The organism is Streptomyces griseofuscus (genome assembly GCF_014673495.1).
GTDB classification, from domain to species: domain Bacteria; phylum Actinomycetota; class Actinomycetes; order Streptomycetales; family Streptomycetaceae; genus Streptomyces; species Streptomyces murinus.
In genome coordinates this window covers 7,918,189-7,933,751 of sequence record NZ_CP051006.1, presented here as the reverse complement: position 1 = coordinate 7,933,751, position 15,563 = coordinate 7,918,189, and the positions used below count along the sequence as shown (strand labels likewise).

Genomic DNA, 15,563 nt, shown 5'->3' with positions numbered 1-15,563 from the left:
GACCCGCGCGAACCGGGATCGACAGGGGCGTACGGTCTTGTATTTTCCCCGGTACGACGCTCTGACCAGCAGGTAAAACAAGACAGAAGTGGCTTGATCGGCGTGGCCCCATTGCACGTACGTGCGGCTCCGCTCAAGGTCAGGGGGTGAGTACGTTCTCCCCGCAACACGGCGCTGCCTCCGCCCTCGAACGGCCCGGTCCGCCCCTGGAAGGGCGCGAGCGGCGGACCTGGCCACCCGGCGTCCAGCGGGCGCTCGTCCTCTTCGGCGGCGTCCGGCTGGCGGGGGCGGTCCTCGTCGTCGTGGTGAACCTGCTCACCGGCCGTTCGATACTCAAGGGCCTGGCCCACTCCTGGGACTCCGTCTGGTACCTGCACATCGCCACGCACGGCTACGGCACCCGGGTGCACATCACCAACTCCGGCGCGGTGCAGACCGACTGGGCGTTCTTCCCCCTCTACCCGGGACTCATCCGGGCCCTCGACCAGATCTCCCTGCTGACCCCGGGCGTGGCGGCGCTGCTGATCGCCTGGACCGCGACGGCGCTGGCCGCCGTCGGCGTCTACGCGATCGGGCACCGGTTGTACGGCCGCGCGGTCGCCACCGCGATGGTCGCCCTGTGGGCCGCGCTGCCGCACTCCGTCGTGCTCACCCTCGCCTACACCGAGCCCCTGTTCATCGCGCTCGCCGTCTGGTGCCTGTACGCGCTGCTGGACGAGCGCTGGCTCACGGCCGGCGCGCTCGCCGCGCTCGCGGGCCTGACCCGGCCGAACGGCTACGCCGCCGCCGCGGCCGTCCTCGGCGTGGCCGCCCTCGAGGTCGTACGGCGCCGGGGGCGTGTGCCGCTCGGACTGTGGGCCGGAGCCCTGGCCGCCCCGCTCGGCTGGACGGCGTACCTGCTGCTGGTGGGGCATCGCACGGGCGCCCTGCTGCGCGGCTACTTCCAGGTGCAGAGCGCCTGGGAGTCACGCTTCGACGGGGGCCTCGGCACCCTCCGCTTCCTCGCGACGGTGCCGCTCACCGACGGCGTCATCTACCCGGTGGCGCTGGTGGTCGTGGCGGTCGGCGTCCATCTGTTCGTCCGGCTGTGCCGGGAGCGCGTCCCGCCGGCGCTGCTGCTGTACACCGCCGCGCTGCTGCTGCCGGTCGTGCTGGTCTCGGGCCCCTTCGAGTCCAAGCCGCGCTTCCTGCTGCCGGCGTTCCCGCTGCTCATCCCCGCGGCACAGGCCCTGGTCCACCGGTGGCGCACCGACCCCGACGCCACCCGCAGGCTGTGCGGGTACCTCACCGCCTTCTCGCTGCTCTACGGCACATATCTGGCGACCTTCGCCAACCACTCCCCCTGAGCGCCCGGCCCGCCGCTCCGCCCCGCCGCACCGTTGCTCCGATCGGGGTGTCCGGATGCTCCGTTCGGGTGCGAGCGTCAGCCGTTCGGCCGTGTCCCGGCCGCCGAGGGGTCCGGCGGCCGACGTGGTGCCGCAAGGATGTCGGATGACTGACGTCGGCGAACCTGCGAGCGCCGGGAGGCGTACCAGCTGTGAGCATTCTGAACGAGCCCAAGGGGCCGGCCGACACCTACGACACCGAGGTGCCGGTACGGCGCAAGCAGCCCGGCAATGTCGTGGTGAAGTGGCTGACGACCACCGATCACAAGACGATCGGCACGCTGTATCTGGCGACGTCGTTCGCGTTCTTCCTGATCGGCGGCCTCATGGCGCTCATCATGCGCGCCGAGCTGGCCCGCCCGGGGCTCCAGATCGTCTCCAAGGAGCAGTTCAACCAGCTGTTCACGATGCACGGCACCGTGATGCTGCTGATGTTCGCGACACCGCTGTTCGCCGGATTCACCAACTGGATCATGCCGCTCCAGATCGGCGCCCCCGATGTCGCCTTCCCGCGGCTGAACATGTTCGCCTACTGGCTGTACCTGCTCGGCTCGCTCATCGCGGTGGGCGGCTTCCTCACTCCGGACGGCGCGGCCGACTTCGGCTGGTTCTCCTACGCGCCCCTGCACAGCGAGGTGTTCTCGCCCAATGTCGGCTCCGACCTGTGGCTCATGGGTCTGGCCTTCTCCGGCTTCGGGACGATCCTCGGCTCGGTCAACTTCATCGCCACGATCATCTGCATGCGCGCGCCGGGCATGACGATGTTCCGTATGCCGATCTTCGTGTGGAACGTGCTGCTGACCGCCGTGCTGGTCCTGCTGGCCTTCCCCGTGCTGGCCGCCGCGCTGTTCGCCGTCGAGGCGGACCGCAAGTTCGGGGCCCATGTCTTCGACCCGGCCAATGGCGGCGCCCTGCTGTGGCAGCACCTCTTCTGGTTCTTCGGCCATCCCGAGGTGTACATCATCGCGCTGCCGTTCTTCGGCATCGTCTCCGAGATCATCCCGGTCTTCTCCCGCAAGCCGATGTTCGGTTACATGGGCCTGATCGCCGCGACGATCTCCATCGCGGGTCTGTCCGTGACCGTGTGGGCGCACCACATGTACGTCACCGGCGGTGTGCTGCTTCCCTTCTTCTCCTTCATGACCTTCCTGATCGCCGTGCCGACGGGCGTGAAGTTCTTCAACTGGATCGGCACCATGTGGAAGGGCTCGCTGTCCTTCGAGACGCCGATGCTCTGGTCGGCGGGCTTCCTCGTCACGTTCCTCTTCGGCGGTCTGACCGGTGTCATCCTGGCCTCGCCGCCGATGGACTTCCATGTGTCCGACTCGTACTTCGTGGTGGCCCACTTCCACTACGTGGTCTTCGGTACGGTCGTGTTCGCCATGTTCGCCGGATTCCACTTCTGGTGGCCCAAGTTCACCGGCAAGATGCTGGACGAACGCCTCGGCAAGATCACCTTCTGGACGCTGTTCATCGGCTTCCACACCACGTTCCTGGTGCAGCACTGGCTGGGCGCCGAGGGCATGCCCCGCCGTTACGCCGACTATCTGGCCGCCGACGGGTTCACCGCCCTGAACACGGTCTCCTCGATCGGCTCGTTCCTGCTGGGCCTGTCGATGCTGCCGTTCCTCTACAACGTCTGGAAGACGGCGCGGTTCGGGGTGCCGGTCGGCGTGGACGACCCCTGGGGCTACGGCCGCTCGCTGGAGTGGGCGACCTCCTGCCCGCCGCCGCGCCACAACTTCCTGACCCTGCCCCGGGTCCGCAGTGAGGCCCCGGCGTTCGACCTGCACCACCCGGACATCGCGCTGGCGGAGGCCGAGGCGCAGGGCGCGGTATGAGCGACCCGAGTGTGCGGCAGGGGGCCACGGAGGGGGAACTGAGCAACGAGGTGGAGGGCTACCTGCTCTGGCAGGCCCGTATCGCGGAGGCCGAGCAGCGCGCCCGGGAGTTCGTCCGTCCCATGGACTGGCTGACGACCGCCCAGCGCACGGAGATCGAGCAGAGCTACGTCGAGGACGCCCTGCGCCGCGCCAGGAAGGACCTGGAGCGCATCGCCGCCCGCTGCACCTCGCTGCGCGCCGAGTACGAGAACAGGTACCGGGAGCTGCGGCGGCGGTGCGTGGGCTGGACGCTGGGCGTGTGCGCGGGGCTGGTGGCGGCGGTGACGCTGCTGCTGCTTCTCTGAGGTCCGTCGCGTTTCGTTCGAAGGCAGCCGCTCCCCCGAGGGCGCGGCTGCCTTCGAACGTCGGCGGTCAGTGGTGCCGGTGGGCCGCGCTGATCAGCCCATAGGTGACCAGGCCGTAGCCGAGGTGCGGGAGGGCGTCCGCGGTCCAGTCGGCCGGGGACCAGGTGCGGGGGTCGCTGATGCCGAGCCCGGCGATCGGGGTGTCGGTCAGGATCATGGCCAGGGCGCCGGTGGCGGGGCCGCCCAGCCGGCCGGGCGGGCGGACACCGGCCCGGTAAAGCAGGGCGACGGCGGCGCCGGTGCCGACCCCGACGGCGATGCCCGTGAGCGCGCCGAGGCCGGCCAGCCGGTTGTCCCGGCCGTCCGACTCCGGGACCGGGTGCCCGGCCTTCTCGGTGATCTTCTCCACCACGTCTTCGGGCGCGCTGCTCGAGGGCCGGCCACGCAGCGCCATGTCCAGGTAGGACAGGGCGTTCAGTGCGGTCGTTCCGGCGGCCCCGGCAGCGCAGCCGCGCACGATGCTGCGGAACATGCGCCTCCGGGTACCGCGGCGGACACGGTACGAAACACCGCCGGGGCCGGTCAGCGGGAGAAGCGCGAGGTGCCCAGATTCACCAGATGGCCGATCATGTCGATCTGCACGCCGTCCGGGGTGGCGCGGGCGGCGCTGAAGCCGACGTTCTCCGGGAGTTCGACGCGCCAGGTGGCCGCGGGCTGTTCGGCTCCGGGCGTGCTGAGGGAGATCTCGTTGCCCTGGGCGAGCAGCGTGCCGGTGCCGTCGGCCTGCCGGCCGCCCACGGTGCCGCTGATCCTGACCCGTGCCGCCTGGCCGTCCGAGCCCGGTGCCTGCGCCACGTTGACGGGACCACCGGTGCCGCCCAACCGCGTGAGTACGCCGGACAGTTGGTCGTACGACAGGGTCAGCGTGCCGGTGACGAGGTTCGCCTCGGCGCTGCGCGCGGTCAGCGAGGTCACCGTCACGCCGTGCAGGTCGAGCCGGAGCCGCTCGACGCCGAGATAGCCGCCCTGCGCGTTGCTCGTGGTGTCGACGGTGAAGTTCTCGGCCGTCAGGGCGACATGGTCGAAGTCCTGGGCGAACGCCTGGGTCAGGAAGGGGAAGCCCTTGATCGACACATCGATGCTGCTGTCGGTGGAGTTGCCGTAGCCGTACTTCTGCTCGGCGAGCCGGGCGGCCTCCTTGTCCGCGTAGTGCACGGCGACCCGGTCGGCGACGGTGAACAGGACGGCCAGCACCACGACCGTGATCGCCAGTACCTTCACCCATCTTCGTCTCATCCCAATTCCCCCTGTGGTACGTCGAGTTGATCCGCACGCCCCCCGCGTGCGCCCTTGATCATGCACCACGGGCGGGCCGCCGGGAGCAGCGGGGGCACACCCGGGCCGGTGCCCTGGTGTGCCCCCGTGGAGCGGAGCCCGGTGCCCCGTGCCCGGTGTCAGCGGCCGTGGCCCGCCGGGTCACGGTCGTCCGCGGGCCGCGCGGGGACGGTGTCGGGGGTCTGTGCCGCCCGGTCGCCGTGGCCCGGCCACCAGGCCGCGTGGCCGATGAGCGCGGTGAGGCTCGGCGTGAAGAACATCGCCATGACGAACGCGGCGATCGCGATGCCGAAGGAGACCGCGAAGCCCATCTCGGTGAGCAGCGCGTTGCCCGCCAGCATCATCGTGGCGAAGGTCGCCGCCAGGATGAAGCCGGCCGCGGCCACGGTCGGCCCCGCGTGCCTCAGGGCCTGACCCGCGGCCTCGCGCGGATCGCGGCCCTCGCGGGCCTCCTCCCGCAGCCGGGCGATCATGAGGATGTTGTAGTCCGTGCCGATGGCGACCACGAAGAGATACATGATCACCGGGAGCATGAACATCAGACCGGAGTGCCCCTCCCCCTTCTGGAAGATCCACACCGTGGCGCCGAGGGTGGCGCCGAAGCCGAGGCCCACCGAGGCCATCAGGTACCAGGGGGCCACGACGCTGCGCAGCAGCAGGCCGAGGATGACCATGATGAGGAGGGCGGCGACCGGGAACACCGTGCGGTAGTCGTGGTTGACCGCCGTGTCGATGTCCTTGTAGATCGAGGACATGCCACCGACCAGCGCCTCGGTGCCGGCGGGCGCGTCGGCGTGGGCGGTGTCGCGCACCCGCTGCACGGCGTCGATCGCCTGGTCCGTGGACGCCTCGTACGTCAGGGTGACGGTGAAGTCCGCGGTGGTGCCGTCCTTGTCGAGCTGGCTCATCCGGACACTCGCGACCCCGTCGACCGTGCCGAGCTTGTGCGCGTACCCGGTGAATCGGCTCTTGTCGAGCGGCTTGCCGTCGGTGCTGGAGAGGTAGACGTCGGTGGGCGCGGCGGCGCCCGCGGAGTACGCCTTCTGCATCTGGTCCTGGACGACCATGGACTCCTTGGTCTTGGGCATGGAGCCCGAGGCCAGGTCGAAGGTGGCCTTGTAGCCGAGCGTGCCCGCCGACAGCGCGAGCAGGACCAGGCCGGAGGCGACGGCGGCCAGCGCCGGGCGGCGGCGCACCGCGCGGCCGAGCGCGGCGAACCGGGCGTTCTCCGGCTCCTTCTGCCAGGACTTGGAGGGCCAGAAGACCTTGGGCCCGATCAGGGAGACCACGGCCGGGATCAGGGTGAGGCCCGCGACCAGGGTGGCGGCGACCGCGATGGCGAGCGCCGGGCCCATCTGCTTGAGGAAGCCGAGGGTGGACAGGACCAGCGCGAGGAAGGCGATGATGACCGCGCCGGCCGCCGAGGCGATGGCCTCGCCGACCCGGCCGACCGCGTTGATCATGGCCTCCTTGGACTCGTCACCGGCCCTGAGGCGTTCGCGGTAGCGGAACATCAGGAACAGGAAGTAGTCCGTGCCCACACCGAAGAGCACCACGATCAGGATGGACGAGATCGAGCTGTTGGCCTGGAGCCCGAACAGCTTGGTGGCGTAGGCGATCAGCCCGTTGGCGACGGCCGAGACCAGGCCGATGAGGACCAGCGGCAGGACGGCCAGGATCGGTGCCCGGAAGATGATCAGCAGGGTCACCAGGATGATGACGAAGGTGCCGATGCCGATCAGCGCCTGGCCGCGTTTGGAGGAGTCCTGCTGGTCGAGGGCCTGCGCGGCGGAGCCGCCCAGCCGGACGTCGAGATGGGTGCCCCTGGCCAGTTGCTTGACGTCGGCGCGCAAGGTCTTGGCCGCGTCGGCCTGTTTGGGCTGGCCGGCGTTCTTGCTGTCCATCTGGACCAGGGTCAGGGAGTACCTGCCGTCCTTCGACGGCGGGCCGGGGACCACCTTCTGTACCTGATCGATCTTCTTCTCGCCCAGTTCGGTGGTGATCCGGGCGATGTCCTTCTGGTCGGCGGCGGTCAGCCGGCCGCCGTCGGTGCGCTGGTAGAGCGCGATCGCGGAGGGGGTGAAGGCGCTGGGGAACGCCTTCTGCTGGAGTTCCGCGGCTTGGATCGACTCGTAACTCTTGGGCAGAAAACTGCTCTCGTCGCTGTTGGAGGGCAGGCCTGGGGCGGTGGCGACGATCGCCACCGCGGCGATCAGCCATGCCACTATCGTCCAGACCGGATGCCGGACGACGGCAGCGCCAATACGTCGGAACATGCGGGAGGGTCCTCCTGTGCAGGAAGATCACCGCAGCCCGGGGAGCGGTCCCTGGCATCGGCGACCCCGACCGGCCCAGTCCGAGGGGCCGGTCGAATAGTTGTCTGAGGGATCACATCGTAGTGACCGACGATACGTTTTTCGCACCGAATTTCCCGTGGCTTGCAGCGCGTCACAAGCGGATCAAACCGGTCCGGAATTCCGCCAGATGAACATCTCGGTACTGGGCGCCCGCTCGGCGAAACGCCCCGCCGGGGAGGCCGCCGCGAGCAGCCCGCGCAGGTCCGTCTCGAAGGAGTCCAGGCAGGACCCGAAGAGGTGCGGGGCGGCGAAGGAGTGCGAGAAGGTCCAGGCGACGACGTCGTCGGTGCTGCGCTCCAACACCTCGCCACCGAGTACGACATGGCGCTCGGGGCCGCGGAATCCCGCCTCCGCCAGGATCCGGGCCTCGCCTGCGGGAGTGCCCTGGGGCAGCAGCCCGCGTCCGGCGCGCCGGACGGGCCCGAGGTACTCCTTGACCAGCGCGACGACGCTCTCGTGGGGCACGGCGGGGTACGGCGATCCCCCGGCCGTCCGGCGCTCGCCCTTGAGGTCGGCGAGGTGCACCAGCGCGCCGCCGGGCCTGAGCATCGCGCGGACGGTGCGGGCGACCCGGGCGCGGTCGGTCCAGTGGAAGGACTGCGCGAAGACCACGGCGTCGAACTGGCCGAGCCCGGCCGGGAGTTCCTCGGCGCGCAGCCGTGCCCAGCGGATCCGCCGGGCCGTCCCCGCGGCGGTGGCCCGGCGTTCGGCCGCGCGGATCATCCCGGGGTCGGGATCGATGCCGACGGTCTCACGGAACAGGGCGGCCAGCGGGACGGTGACGGTGCCCGGACCGCAGCCCACGTCGAGCAGCCGGCCCCGGCCGCCGGCGGACAACTCGCGGGCGAGCAGGGGCACCAGGCCGGGGGCGTACGGCAGCCTGCCGCGCTCGTAGTGCTCGGCCGCCCCGGCGAACAGGGTCTCGTCCCACTCCCAGGTCACGTGACGGCCTTTCCTGCGGGGGCGGTCGGGGTGAAGGGGGTCAGAGGAAGCGGCTCGGGCCGGAGGCAATGCGGGGAGGAAGCCGGTCGGCCGGCGGGCGACCGGGCCGTGACGTTTCAGCTGGAGGCGCCGGCGAGCGCGGCCCGTGACCGGCGCCGGGCCTCCTCGATCACCCGCGCACCGCGATCCGGGGCGGTGTCGAGGCGGACGAGGACGGACGGGGCGGCGACGGCGGGGAGCAGATGGTCGAAGAGCGCCGACATCCGCTGGTCCAGATCGGCCCAGTCGGCGACGGCCTGCGAGACGAACTGCACCCCCATCCAGGCCCCGAGGAAGACCTGCGCGGTCTCCTCCGGCACCACATGCGGCAGCACCTCGCCCCTGGCCCTGGCCTCCACCAGCAGGGACGCGGTGAGTTCGGCCCAGGCCGGCCAGGCGCTGCCGAAGACGTCCCGCCCCTGGAGGTCGGCCGAGAGCCGGACCGCGGCGAGCAGCAGGGGCTCCCGCGGCAGCCGGTCGGCCAAGGTCATCCCCGCGTCCACCCACTCCTGGAGCTTCAGCTCCCGGGGCACGTGGTACTCGGCCGAGATCCGCTCCTCCAGCACCCCTCGGGCGAGGGCGGCCTTGGAGTCGAAATGGAAATAGAGCGCGCCCTTGGTGACACCGGCCCGGTTCAGTATCTCGGCGATGGTCGCGGCGGCATAACCGCGCTCGGCGAACACCCCGGCGGCGGCCTCCAGTACAGCCCGTCGGGTCCGCACAGCTCGCTCCTGCTGAGCCATGGACCCTCCTCAAGCTGAACGTTAAACCAATCCGTAGCCTACCCCACGGCCTCTCTACCACCGGGTCCACGCGGGCCGTTGGGGAATCCGGGACTCCGGGGCCGCGAGGGGGACACGGGGTTCGAGAACACGCGCGGGAAAACCCATGGCGTGCGCCGCGAACCGGGCCGGTCCGGGTTTGAATCCAGGGAGACACCGCACCATCTCGCCGCCCCAGGAGGACGCCATGCGCGTCGCGATCACCGGGTCCCATGGGCTCATCGGTTCCGCCCTCGTCCGCTCCCTCTCGGGGGACGGCCATCAGGTCGTCAGGCTCGTCCGGGCGGGCTCGGACCGCGGTCCGGGGGACGGCGACGAGGCGGTGAGCTGGGATCCGGCCGGGGACGGGCCGCGGCTTACGGGGGTGGACGCGGTGGTGCATCTGGCGGGGGCCGGGGTCGGGGACCGGCGGTGGAGCGCGTCGTACAAGCGGGAGATCCGGGAGAGCCGGGTGCGGGGGACCCGGGCGATCGCGCGGGCGTGCGCCAGAGCCGAGGCGCCGCCGCGGGTGCTCGTGTCGGCGTCCGCGACCGGGTACTACGGGGACACGGGCGAGCGGATCGTGGACGAGAGCGCGCCACCCGGGGACGACTTCCTGGCGTCCGTCTGCGCCGACTGGGAGGCCGCGGCCGAACCGGCCCGGGAGGCGGGGATCCGCGTGGTGCATCCGCGGACCGGACTGGTGGTCGCGGGCGAGGGCGGGGCGTTCGGGAGGATGATGCCGCTGTTCCGGCTGGGACTGGGCGGGCGGATCGGATCCGGGGAGCAGTACTGGCCGTTCATCTCACTGACCGACCACATCGCGGCGCTGCGATTCGCCCTCGACAACCACGAGTTGTCGGGGCCGGTCAACTTCACGGCCCCCGAACCCCTGCCGGAACGCGAGGTCACCCGGGTGATGGCCCGCCTCCTGCACCGCCCGGCCGTCGTCCCCGCCCCCGCCTTCGCGCTGCGCGCCGCGCTCGGGGAGTTCGCGACGACCCTCACCTACAGCACCCGCGCGGTCCCGGCGGCGCTGACGAAGGCGGGCTTCGCCTTCCGCCACCCCACCTTCGAACAGGCCCTGGCGTCCGTGCTCTGAACCGCCGTCACACCGACGGGCGGTACGCCGCTCCGGGAGCCGCGCACCGCCCGCCTGGTTCACCTCAGCCGGCCATGGTTCAGTGGCGGCCGCCGCCCTGGCGCGGGTGGCCCGTGGCGCGGTGCTGGTTCCAGGAGATCTGGTCGACGAGGCGCCCGCGGTCGTTGCGCAGCTTGGCGGTGTCCGACTTGTCCCAGACCTGGGAACGCCGGTCCTGGTACAGGTCGGACCGGGTGTCACGGCCGACGCCGGTGTGGACGCGGACCGTGGCGCGGGCGCCGAGGGAGTAGTGGTGGAAGGTGAAGGTGTGCCCGGCGGCGTCCGACAGGGACCAGCCGTTGAGGTTCACCGCCCGGCGCGAGTCGTTGGTGAGGGCCACCCACTGCTGGTTCAGCGCGACATTGGTACGGGCCCCCCGGCCCGTGCTGTCGTACCGCACATTGCTGATGTACACCACGCCGTGCGAGCGGCCCGAGTGGTGGCCTGCGGCCGCGGCGGGCAGCGCCGCTGCGCCGACGACGGCCGCCGCCACGGCGGTGGCGGCGCTCAGCCGACGGACGGTCGTGAGAACAGAAACGGACACAGAGGTCCCCCTTTGTGCATGGTGCTGTGCATGGTGCGTAGTGCTGGTGGCGGCCGGGTGGCCGCACCCCCACACTGTGCAGCGCTTCGAGGGGATTCCGGGTGGAAAACGAGATGCATTGCGGTTCCTTCAGGTTCCCATGACTCTTGCGCCCTCCTACCGGTATCTTCCTTTTGCTTGGGGTATGAACGGATTGACCTTTTGTTCGGAAGACGCCGTCTCCTCGGAGGATCCCGTGTGCCGTCTGTTCGGGCTGACCAGCGCTCCCCGGCGCACCCGTGCCACCTTCTGGCTGCTGGAGGCGCCCGACAGCCTCAGCGCGCAGAGCCACCGCGAGCCGGACGGCACCGGCCTCGGGTACTACGCGGCCGACGGCACGCCCGAGGTGCACAAGGCACCGATCGCCGCCTACGAGGACCGGGCCTTCGCCGAGGAGGCCCGGGACGCGGAGTCGGCCACCTTCCTCGCGCACATCCGGTACGCCTCGACGGGCGGCCTGGACATGCGCAACACGCACCCCTTCGAGCAGCGCGGGCGGCTGTTCGCGCACAACGGGGTGATCGAGGGGCTCGATCTGCTCGACCGTCACCTGGGCGAGGACCGCGCCCTGGTGCACGGGGACACCGACTCCGAACGGTTCTTCGCCCTCGTCACCCGGGAGACCGAGGCGAACGGCGGTGACGTGTCCGCGGGACTCGTGACGGCGGCCCGCTGGGTCGCCGAGAATCTGCCGCTGTTCGCGCTGAACGTCATCCTCGTCACGGCCGACGAACTGTGGGCGCTGCGCTACCCGGACACCCATGAGCTGTACGTCCTGGAGCGGCCCGCGGGCGGTCATCACGGGTCACGTCATCTGGACCACACCGGGCGGCACGGGCGGCTGCGGGTGCACTCGGCGGCGCTGGCCGAGCTGTCGTCGGTCGTCGTGGCCAGCGAGCCCATGGACGAGAGCGCGCACTGGCGGCCGCTGGCGCCCGGCGAACTGCTGCGCGTGGGCCGCGACCTCGGTGTCACGTCCCGTATCGCGCTGCCCGATCCGCCGGCGCATCCGCTCACCCTCGCCGAGCTGCGCCCCGACGCGGCGGCCTCGCAGCGGCCCTCCTGACGGCGGGCCAGGAGTCCGGGGCCAGGAGTCCGGGGTCAGGAGTCCGAGTCCGGCTTGTTCCTGGCCTCCGCGTACGCCTCGGACGGCGTCATGGAGATCCCGTTGAGGGTGACGGTCTTGTACGGGCTGACCTTGGCGCACGCCTTGGCCTGGTCGGCCGTGGAGGCATGGGCGTTGGAGACCGCGGTCTTGGTGTCGGCGGTCCCGGCGGAGCCGCCCGGGAACGTGGTGCCGGAGGCCCAGTCGCCGCCGATGACCAGGGTCAGGCCGGTGCCGGTGCCCTGCTTGAGATGCGAGCCGGACAGTCCGAGCGCCTTGGCGACCGTCTGGGCCTCGCCCTTCTGCCCGTCGCCGTAGGTGAGCGTGGTGGTAGCCGACGGGCTCGACGCGTTGGCCGTGGTGGTACCGGAGCTGAAGCCCTGGTCGGTGAGCGCGGTGGCGATGGCGGAGGCGCGGCCGGTGACCGCGGTGCCGTTCTCGACCGTCACGGCGATCTGCGCGGCGGGCACGCTCGGGGTGGTGGCCTTCTTGGTGGCGGAGGCCGCCGCGCTCTTGCCGCCGGACCCGGTGGTCAGGGACTGGTCGTCCGCGATGGTGGCGAAGAGCGTCTTGGCGCCGGGGCCCACCACCACGCGGTTGTCGTCGGCCGGGTCGGCGGCGGTCTGCATGGTCGTGAAGGTCATCCGCTTGGTGGGGACCTTGTTGACGTCCGAGGCGAGCCCGATCAGCTTCTTCACCGTGTCGAGGCCGTCGTCCACGGTGAGCGCCTTGGTGGCGGCGTCCGCGAGGTCGTAGACCGCGCCGGGGTCGGTGAGGGTGCCCGCGCTCTTGAACTTGCGGATCATCGAGCTGAGGAAGATGTGCTGGGAGATGGTGCGGCCCAGGTCGCTGCCGTCGCCGAAGCCGTGCCGGGAGCGCACGAACTCCAGGGCCGCGACGCCCTTGAGGGTGTGGGTGCCCTTGGACAGCTTCAGATGCGAGTAGGTGTCGTACACGTTGTCGCTGACGCACACCGGGACGCCGCCGACCGCGTCGGACATCTTGACCACGCCGGAGAAGTCGAGCTTGACGAAGTGGTCGATGGTGATGCCGGTGAGCTGGTGGACGGTCTCCACCTGGCAGGCGGGCCCGTACTGGAGGGCGCTGTTGATCTGGCCGAAGTAGCCCGGGGTGGACTGGCCGTTCTCGGGGTTCTTGCAGGCCGGTACCTGCGTCATGGTGTCGCGCGGGATGCTCATCACAGTGGCGTTGGAGCGGTCGGCGGATATGTGCACCACCATCTCCACGTCCGCGTTGCTGCCGGTCTGCACGCCGGTGTGCGAGCAGCCGCCGCCGAGCTTGCAGTCCGCCGCGCTGGTCCGGCCGTCCGAACCCATCACCAGGATGTTGATCGGGGTGCGGCCGAAGGCGTCGGGCTTCTCGGTGCCGCCCTTGCCGTCGAGGGAGAGGCTGTGGATGTTGCCGTTGAGATGGTCGTAGAACCACCAGCCGGCCCCGGCGGTGACCACGATGAGCGTCGACAGCGATATCGCGGCGATCTTCAGCACGCGCTTGGCGCGCGGCACCGGGCGGGCCCTGCCCCTGCGGGCGCGCTTTCCGCCGCGGGAGCGGGCCGCCTCACGGGCCGCGGCCCGGCCGCCCTGGGGGCGGGCCTCGGAAGGCGCCGCCTCGGCATGTGCCGCCCCCGGCTCGGGGGCCCGCTGGCCGGGCACCCGCCGGTCACGGCGGCGCGTGGTCTGGCCGGCCGGCCCGTCCCACGGGTCGCTCATCTCCCACTCCCCTGAACGGTCGGGCCGGGCCGTCGACGCTGCGGCCTGGCATGCGCGGTGGTGTACGAGGCGGTGACACACCACCCCACCTCGATTGCGTAGTTGCGCAATCTAACAAACAAATGACTCGGAACAGCAGGGATGCACACGAGATTCACAGGTGAGGCATCTCATCGCACCGGCGAGCCCTGGGTGGGGTGGTACGGCAGCCGGAGTCTACGCGCCCCGTCTGTGAGCGGAGCGTACAGGCGAGCGCTCTTACCTGGGCCGGGGTGCCCGGTGGCCGGGAGGACCGGTGACGCTCAGCCGCCGATCCCGTGCAGCCGGCGAACGGGGGCGGCGGTGTGCCGGGCGCGGGCGGTCAGCTGGCCGACCATCACCCGTACCAGGGTCACCACGTCCGGATCGTCGATGTAGTAGACCTGCCGTCTGCCCTCGCGGCGGGAGCGGACGAGTCCGGCGAGCTTCAGCTTGGCCAGATGCTGGCTGACCGCGGGCAGGGCGCCGCCCACCCGGTCGGCGAGATGCGTGACATCGCTCTCACCCTGGGACAGGGCCCACATCAGATGGAGCCGGGCGGAGGAGGCGAGCAGTCCGAACGCGGCGGCGGCCTCGGTCAGCACCTCGGCGGGCGGATCGTCGTACCCCCCGGCGTTGTCCGTCACGATCCTCTCCCGTCCCGCCCTCAGCACAGCCGACGCATATGCGCCGACCCAGTGTAGGCGTCCGGCCCCGGCGGCGGTCCGAGGCCGGGAACGGACCGCCGCCGGGGCCGAAGGCGCGCCGTGCGCCGGGCGGCGCACGGCGCTCGGGGCGGGCCTCAGTCCTCGTAGAAGTTGTTGACGACGTCCGGTTCGTCGTCGTCGAACGCCTCGTTCAGCAGCGCGCCGCCGATGAGTCCGGCCGCGCCGGCGCCGATCAGCGCGCCCGTGCCGAACCGGCGGCCGCCGCCGCGCTCTTCGTGGTCGTGGTGGTAGTCGTGCCCACGGTCGTCGTACGGCTGCCCGTACCCCTGCTGCGGATAGCCCTGCTGGGGATAGCCCTGGGGGTAGCCCTGCTGCGGGTAGCCCGGTGCCACCGGCTGGGGGTAGCCCTGCTGGGGCGGGGTGTAGAAGGGCGGCACCGTGGTCTGCACCCGCTGGGCGCAGGCGCCGCAGGTCTGGACGGGCCGGGGCACGCCCCACTGCGGGGACCAGGTCACGGTCGTCACACCGGGGCCGTGGTTGGGGTCGAAGAAACAGGTCATGGGGGAACTCCCGGTGGGATGCGGGGACACGGCGGACGCGGGGGCGTGCGGGACCGGTACGGGCGCCGGTGGCGGGGCGGGCGGCGCCAGGGGCTTGTGCGGCGCCGGTTCCGGTGCCGCCGCCTCCCCCAGCACCGTCACCCCGTAGTCGCTCGCGATGCCCGCGAGCCCGGAGGCGTAACCCTGGCCCACCGCGCGGAACTTCCACTCCGCGCCGTGCCGGTACAGCTCGCCGAGGACCAGTGCCGTCTCGTGGGCGAGGGCGCCGCCGGTCACCTCGTAGCGGGCCAGTTCGGTGTCGCCGTCCTGGTCGAGGACCCGGATATGGGCGCGCCGCACCTGTCCGAAGGTGTGCCCGCGGGCCGCCGCGTCGTACAGGGAGACCGGGAAGACGACCTTCTCCACGGCGTCCGGCAGCCGGGTGAGGTCGATCCTGATCCGCTGGTCGTCCCCGCCGACGGGGCGGCCCTGGCCTTCGTGCCGGACCGAACCGTCGGGGCTGCTCGGGTTGTTGAAGAAGACGAAGTGCTCATCGGAGAGCACCCGGCCCGAGGCGGCGCACAACAGCGCGCTGCCGTCCGGCTCATAGCCGTCCTCCGCCTGCCAGCCCAGCCCGACCGTCACGGCAGTCAGACCGGGGGCCTGTCTGCTCAGCGACACATTGCCGCCCTTGGTCAGGGTCGTGCTCATGCATGTCCTCCAGAGACACCGCGGGAATCCGCGTCCATGATGATCAACGTGTTCCGTCCGT

The 15,563-nt window shown here is 71.3% G+C and carries 13 protein-coding genes and 1 pseudogene; 5 read left to right on the top strand and 9 right to left on the bottom strand.

Annotated elements, in window-relative coordinates; genetic code table 11:
* The first annotated feature begins 146 nt into the window (after positions 1-146).
* From HEP81_RS35935 to HEP81_RS35925, 3 genes are all read left to right on the top strand, one after another.
* Complete coding sequence (locus HEP81_RS35935) at positions 147-1,346, top strand: glycosyltransferase family protein (protein ID WP_106979885.1); 1,200 nt, start codon at positions 147-149, stop codon at positions 1,344-1,346.
* A gap of 191 nt (positions 1,347-1,537) precedes the next feature.
* The gene (ctaD, locus tag HEP81_RS35930) at positions 1,538-3,226 is read left to right on the top strand and encodes an aa3-type cytochrome oxidase subunit I (RefSeq protein WP_037653884.1); all 1,689 of its coding nucleotides are present in this window, start codon (positions 1,538-1,540) and stop codon (positions 3,224-3,226) included.
* Complete coding sequence (locus tag HEP81_RS35925) at positions 3,223-3,573, top strand: hypothetical protein (RefSeq protein WP_051850052.1); 351 nt, start codon at positions 3,223-3,225, stop codon at positions 3,571-3,573. The genes ctaD and HEP81_RS35925 overlap by 4 nt, the downstream gene beginning before the upstream one ends.
* Positions 3,574-3,640: 67 nt before the next feature.
* Here HEP81_RS35925 and HEP81_RS35920 read toward each other — a convergent pair whose 3' ends face one another.
* From HEP81_RS35920 to HEP81_RS40945, 5 genes are all read right to left on the bottom strand, one after another.
* On the bottom strand, positions 3,641-4,105 hold the full coding sequence (locus HEP81_RS35920) for a hypothetical protein (RefSeq protein WP_037653883.1): 465 nt from the start codon (positions 4,103-4,105) through the stop codon (positions 3,641-3,643).
* A gap of 50 nt (positions 4,106-4,155) precedes the next feature.
* Entirely contained in the window at positions 4,156-4,869 is a 714-nt protein-coding gene (locus HEP81_RS35915; RefSeq protein ID WP_037653882.1) for an LmeA family phospholipid-binding protein, read from the bottom strand.
* Positions 4,870-5,027: 158 nt separating this feature from the next.
* Positions 5,028-7,184 (bottom strand): MMPL family transporter, encoded by a 2,157-nt coding sequence (locus tag HEP81_RS35910; protein ID WP_037653881.1) that lies wholly within the window; start codon positions 7,182-7,184, stop codon positions 5,028-5,030.
* Positions 7,185-7,367: 183 nt separating this feature from the next.
* The gene (locus HEP81_RS40950; RefSeq protein ID WP_037653880.1) at positions 7,368-8,207 is read right to left on the bottom strand and encodes a class I SAM-dependent methyltransferase; all 840 of its coding nucleotides are present in this window, start codon (positions 8,205-8,207) and stop codon (positions 7,368-7,370) included.
* 116 nt (positions 8,208-8,323) lie between these two features.
* Positions 8,324-8,989, bottom strand: coding sequence for a ScbR family autoregulator-binding transcription factor (locus HEP81_RS40945; protein WP_037653879.1), 666 nt, complete (start codon positions 8,987-8,989; stop codon positions 8,324-8,326).
* A gap of 226 nt (positions 8,990-9,215) precedes the next feature.
* On the opposite strand from HEP81_RS40945, the gene HEP81_RS35900 reads away from it, so the two are divergent.
* Positions 9,216-10,109 (top strand): TIGR01777 family oxidoreductase, encoded by an 894-nt coding sequence (locus tag HEP81_RS35900; protein ID WP_037653877.1) that lies wholly within the window; start codon positions 9,216-9,218, stop codon positions 10,107-10,109.
* A gap of 79 nt (positions 10,110-10,188) precedes the next feature.
* Here HEP81_RS35900 and HEP81_RS35895 read toward each other — a convergent pair whose 3' ends face one another.
* Positions 10,189-10,692 carry a lamin tail domain-containing protein gene (locus HEP81_RS35895; RefSeq protein ID WP_078967268.1) on the bottom strand — a complete coding sequence of 168 codons (504 nt, stop codon included), beginning with the start codon at positions 10,690-10,692 and terminating at the stop codon, positions 10,189-10,191.
* Between the two features lie 235 nt (positions 10,693-10,927).
* Between HEP81_RS35895 and HEP81_RS35890 the strand changes: the two genes are divergently transcribed.
* Positions 10,928-11,797: a class II glutamine amidotransferase gene (locus HEP81_RS35890; RefSeq protein WP_037653876.1), complete on the top strand. Its 870-nt coding sequence runs from the start codon at positions 10,928-10,930 to the stop codon at positions 11,795-11,797.
* Between the two features lie 35 nt (positions 11,798-11,832).
* Here the strand turns inward: HEP81_RS35890 and HEP81_RS35885 are convergent, their stop codons facing one another.
* The 3 genes and pseudogenes from HEP81_RS35885 to HEP81_RS42415 all read right to left on the bottom strand — a co-directional run.
* Positions 11,833-13,566, bottom strand: a complete 1,734-nt coding sequence (locus tag HEP81_RS35885) for an LCP family protein (RefSeq protein ID WP_220511517.1) — start codon at positions 13,564-13,566, stop codon at positions 11,833-11,835.
* A gap of 302 nt (positions 13,567-13,868) precedes the next feature.
* Positions 13,869-14,231 carry an ArsR/SmtB family transcription factor gene (locus tag HEP81_RS35880; protein WP_037653875.1) on the bottom strand — a complete coding sequence of 121 codons (363 nt, stop codon included), beginning with the start codon at positions 14,229-14,231 and terminating at the stop codon, positions 13,869-13,871.
* Positions 14,232-14,944: 713 nt separating this feature from the next.
* Positions 14,945-15,502 (bottom strand): annotated as a pseudogene (locus tag HEP81_RS42415) (TerD family protein); the annotation flags it as partial.
* Positions 15,503-15,563 lie beyond the last annotated feature (61 nt).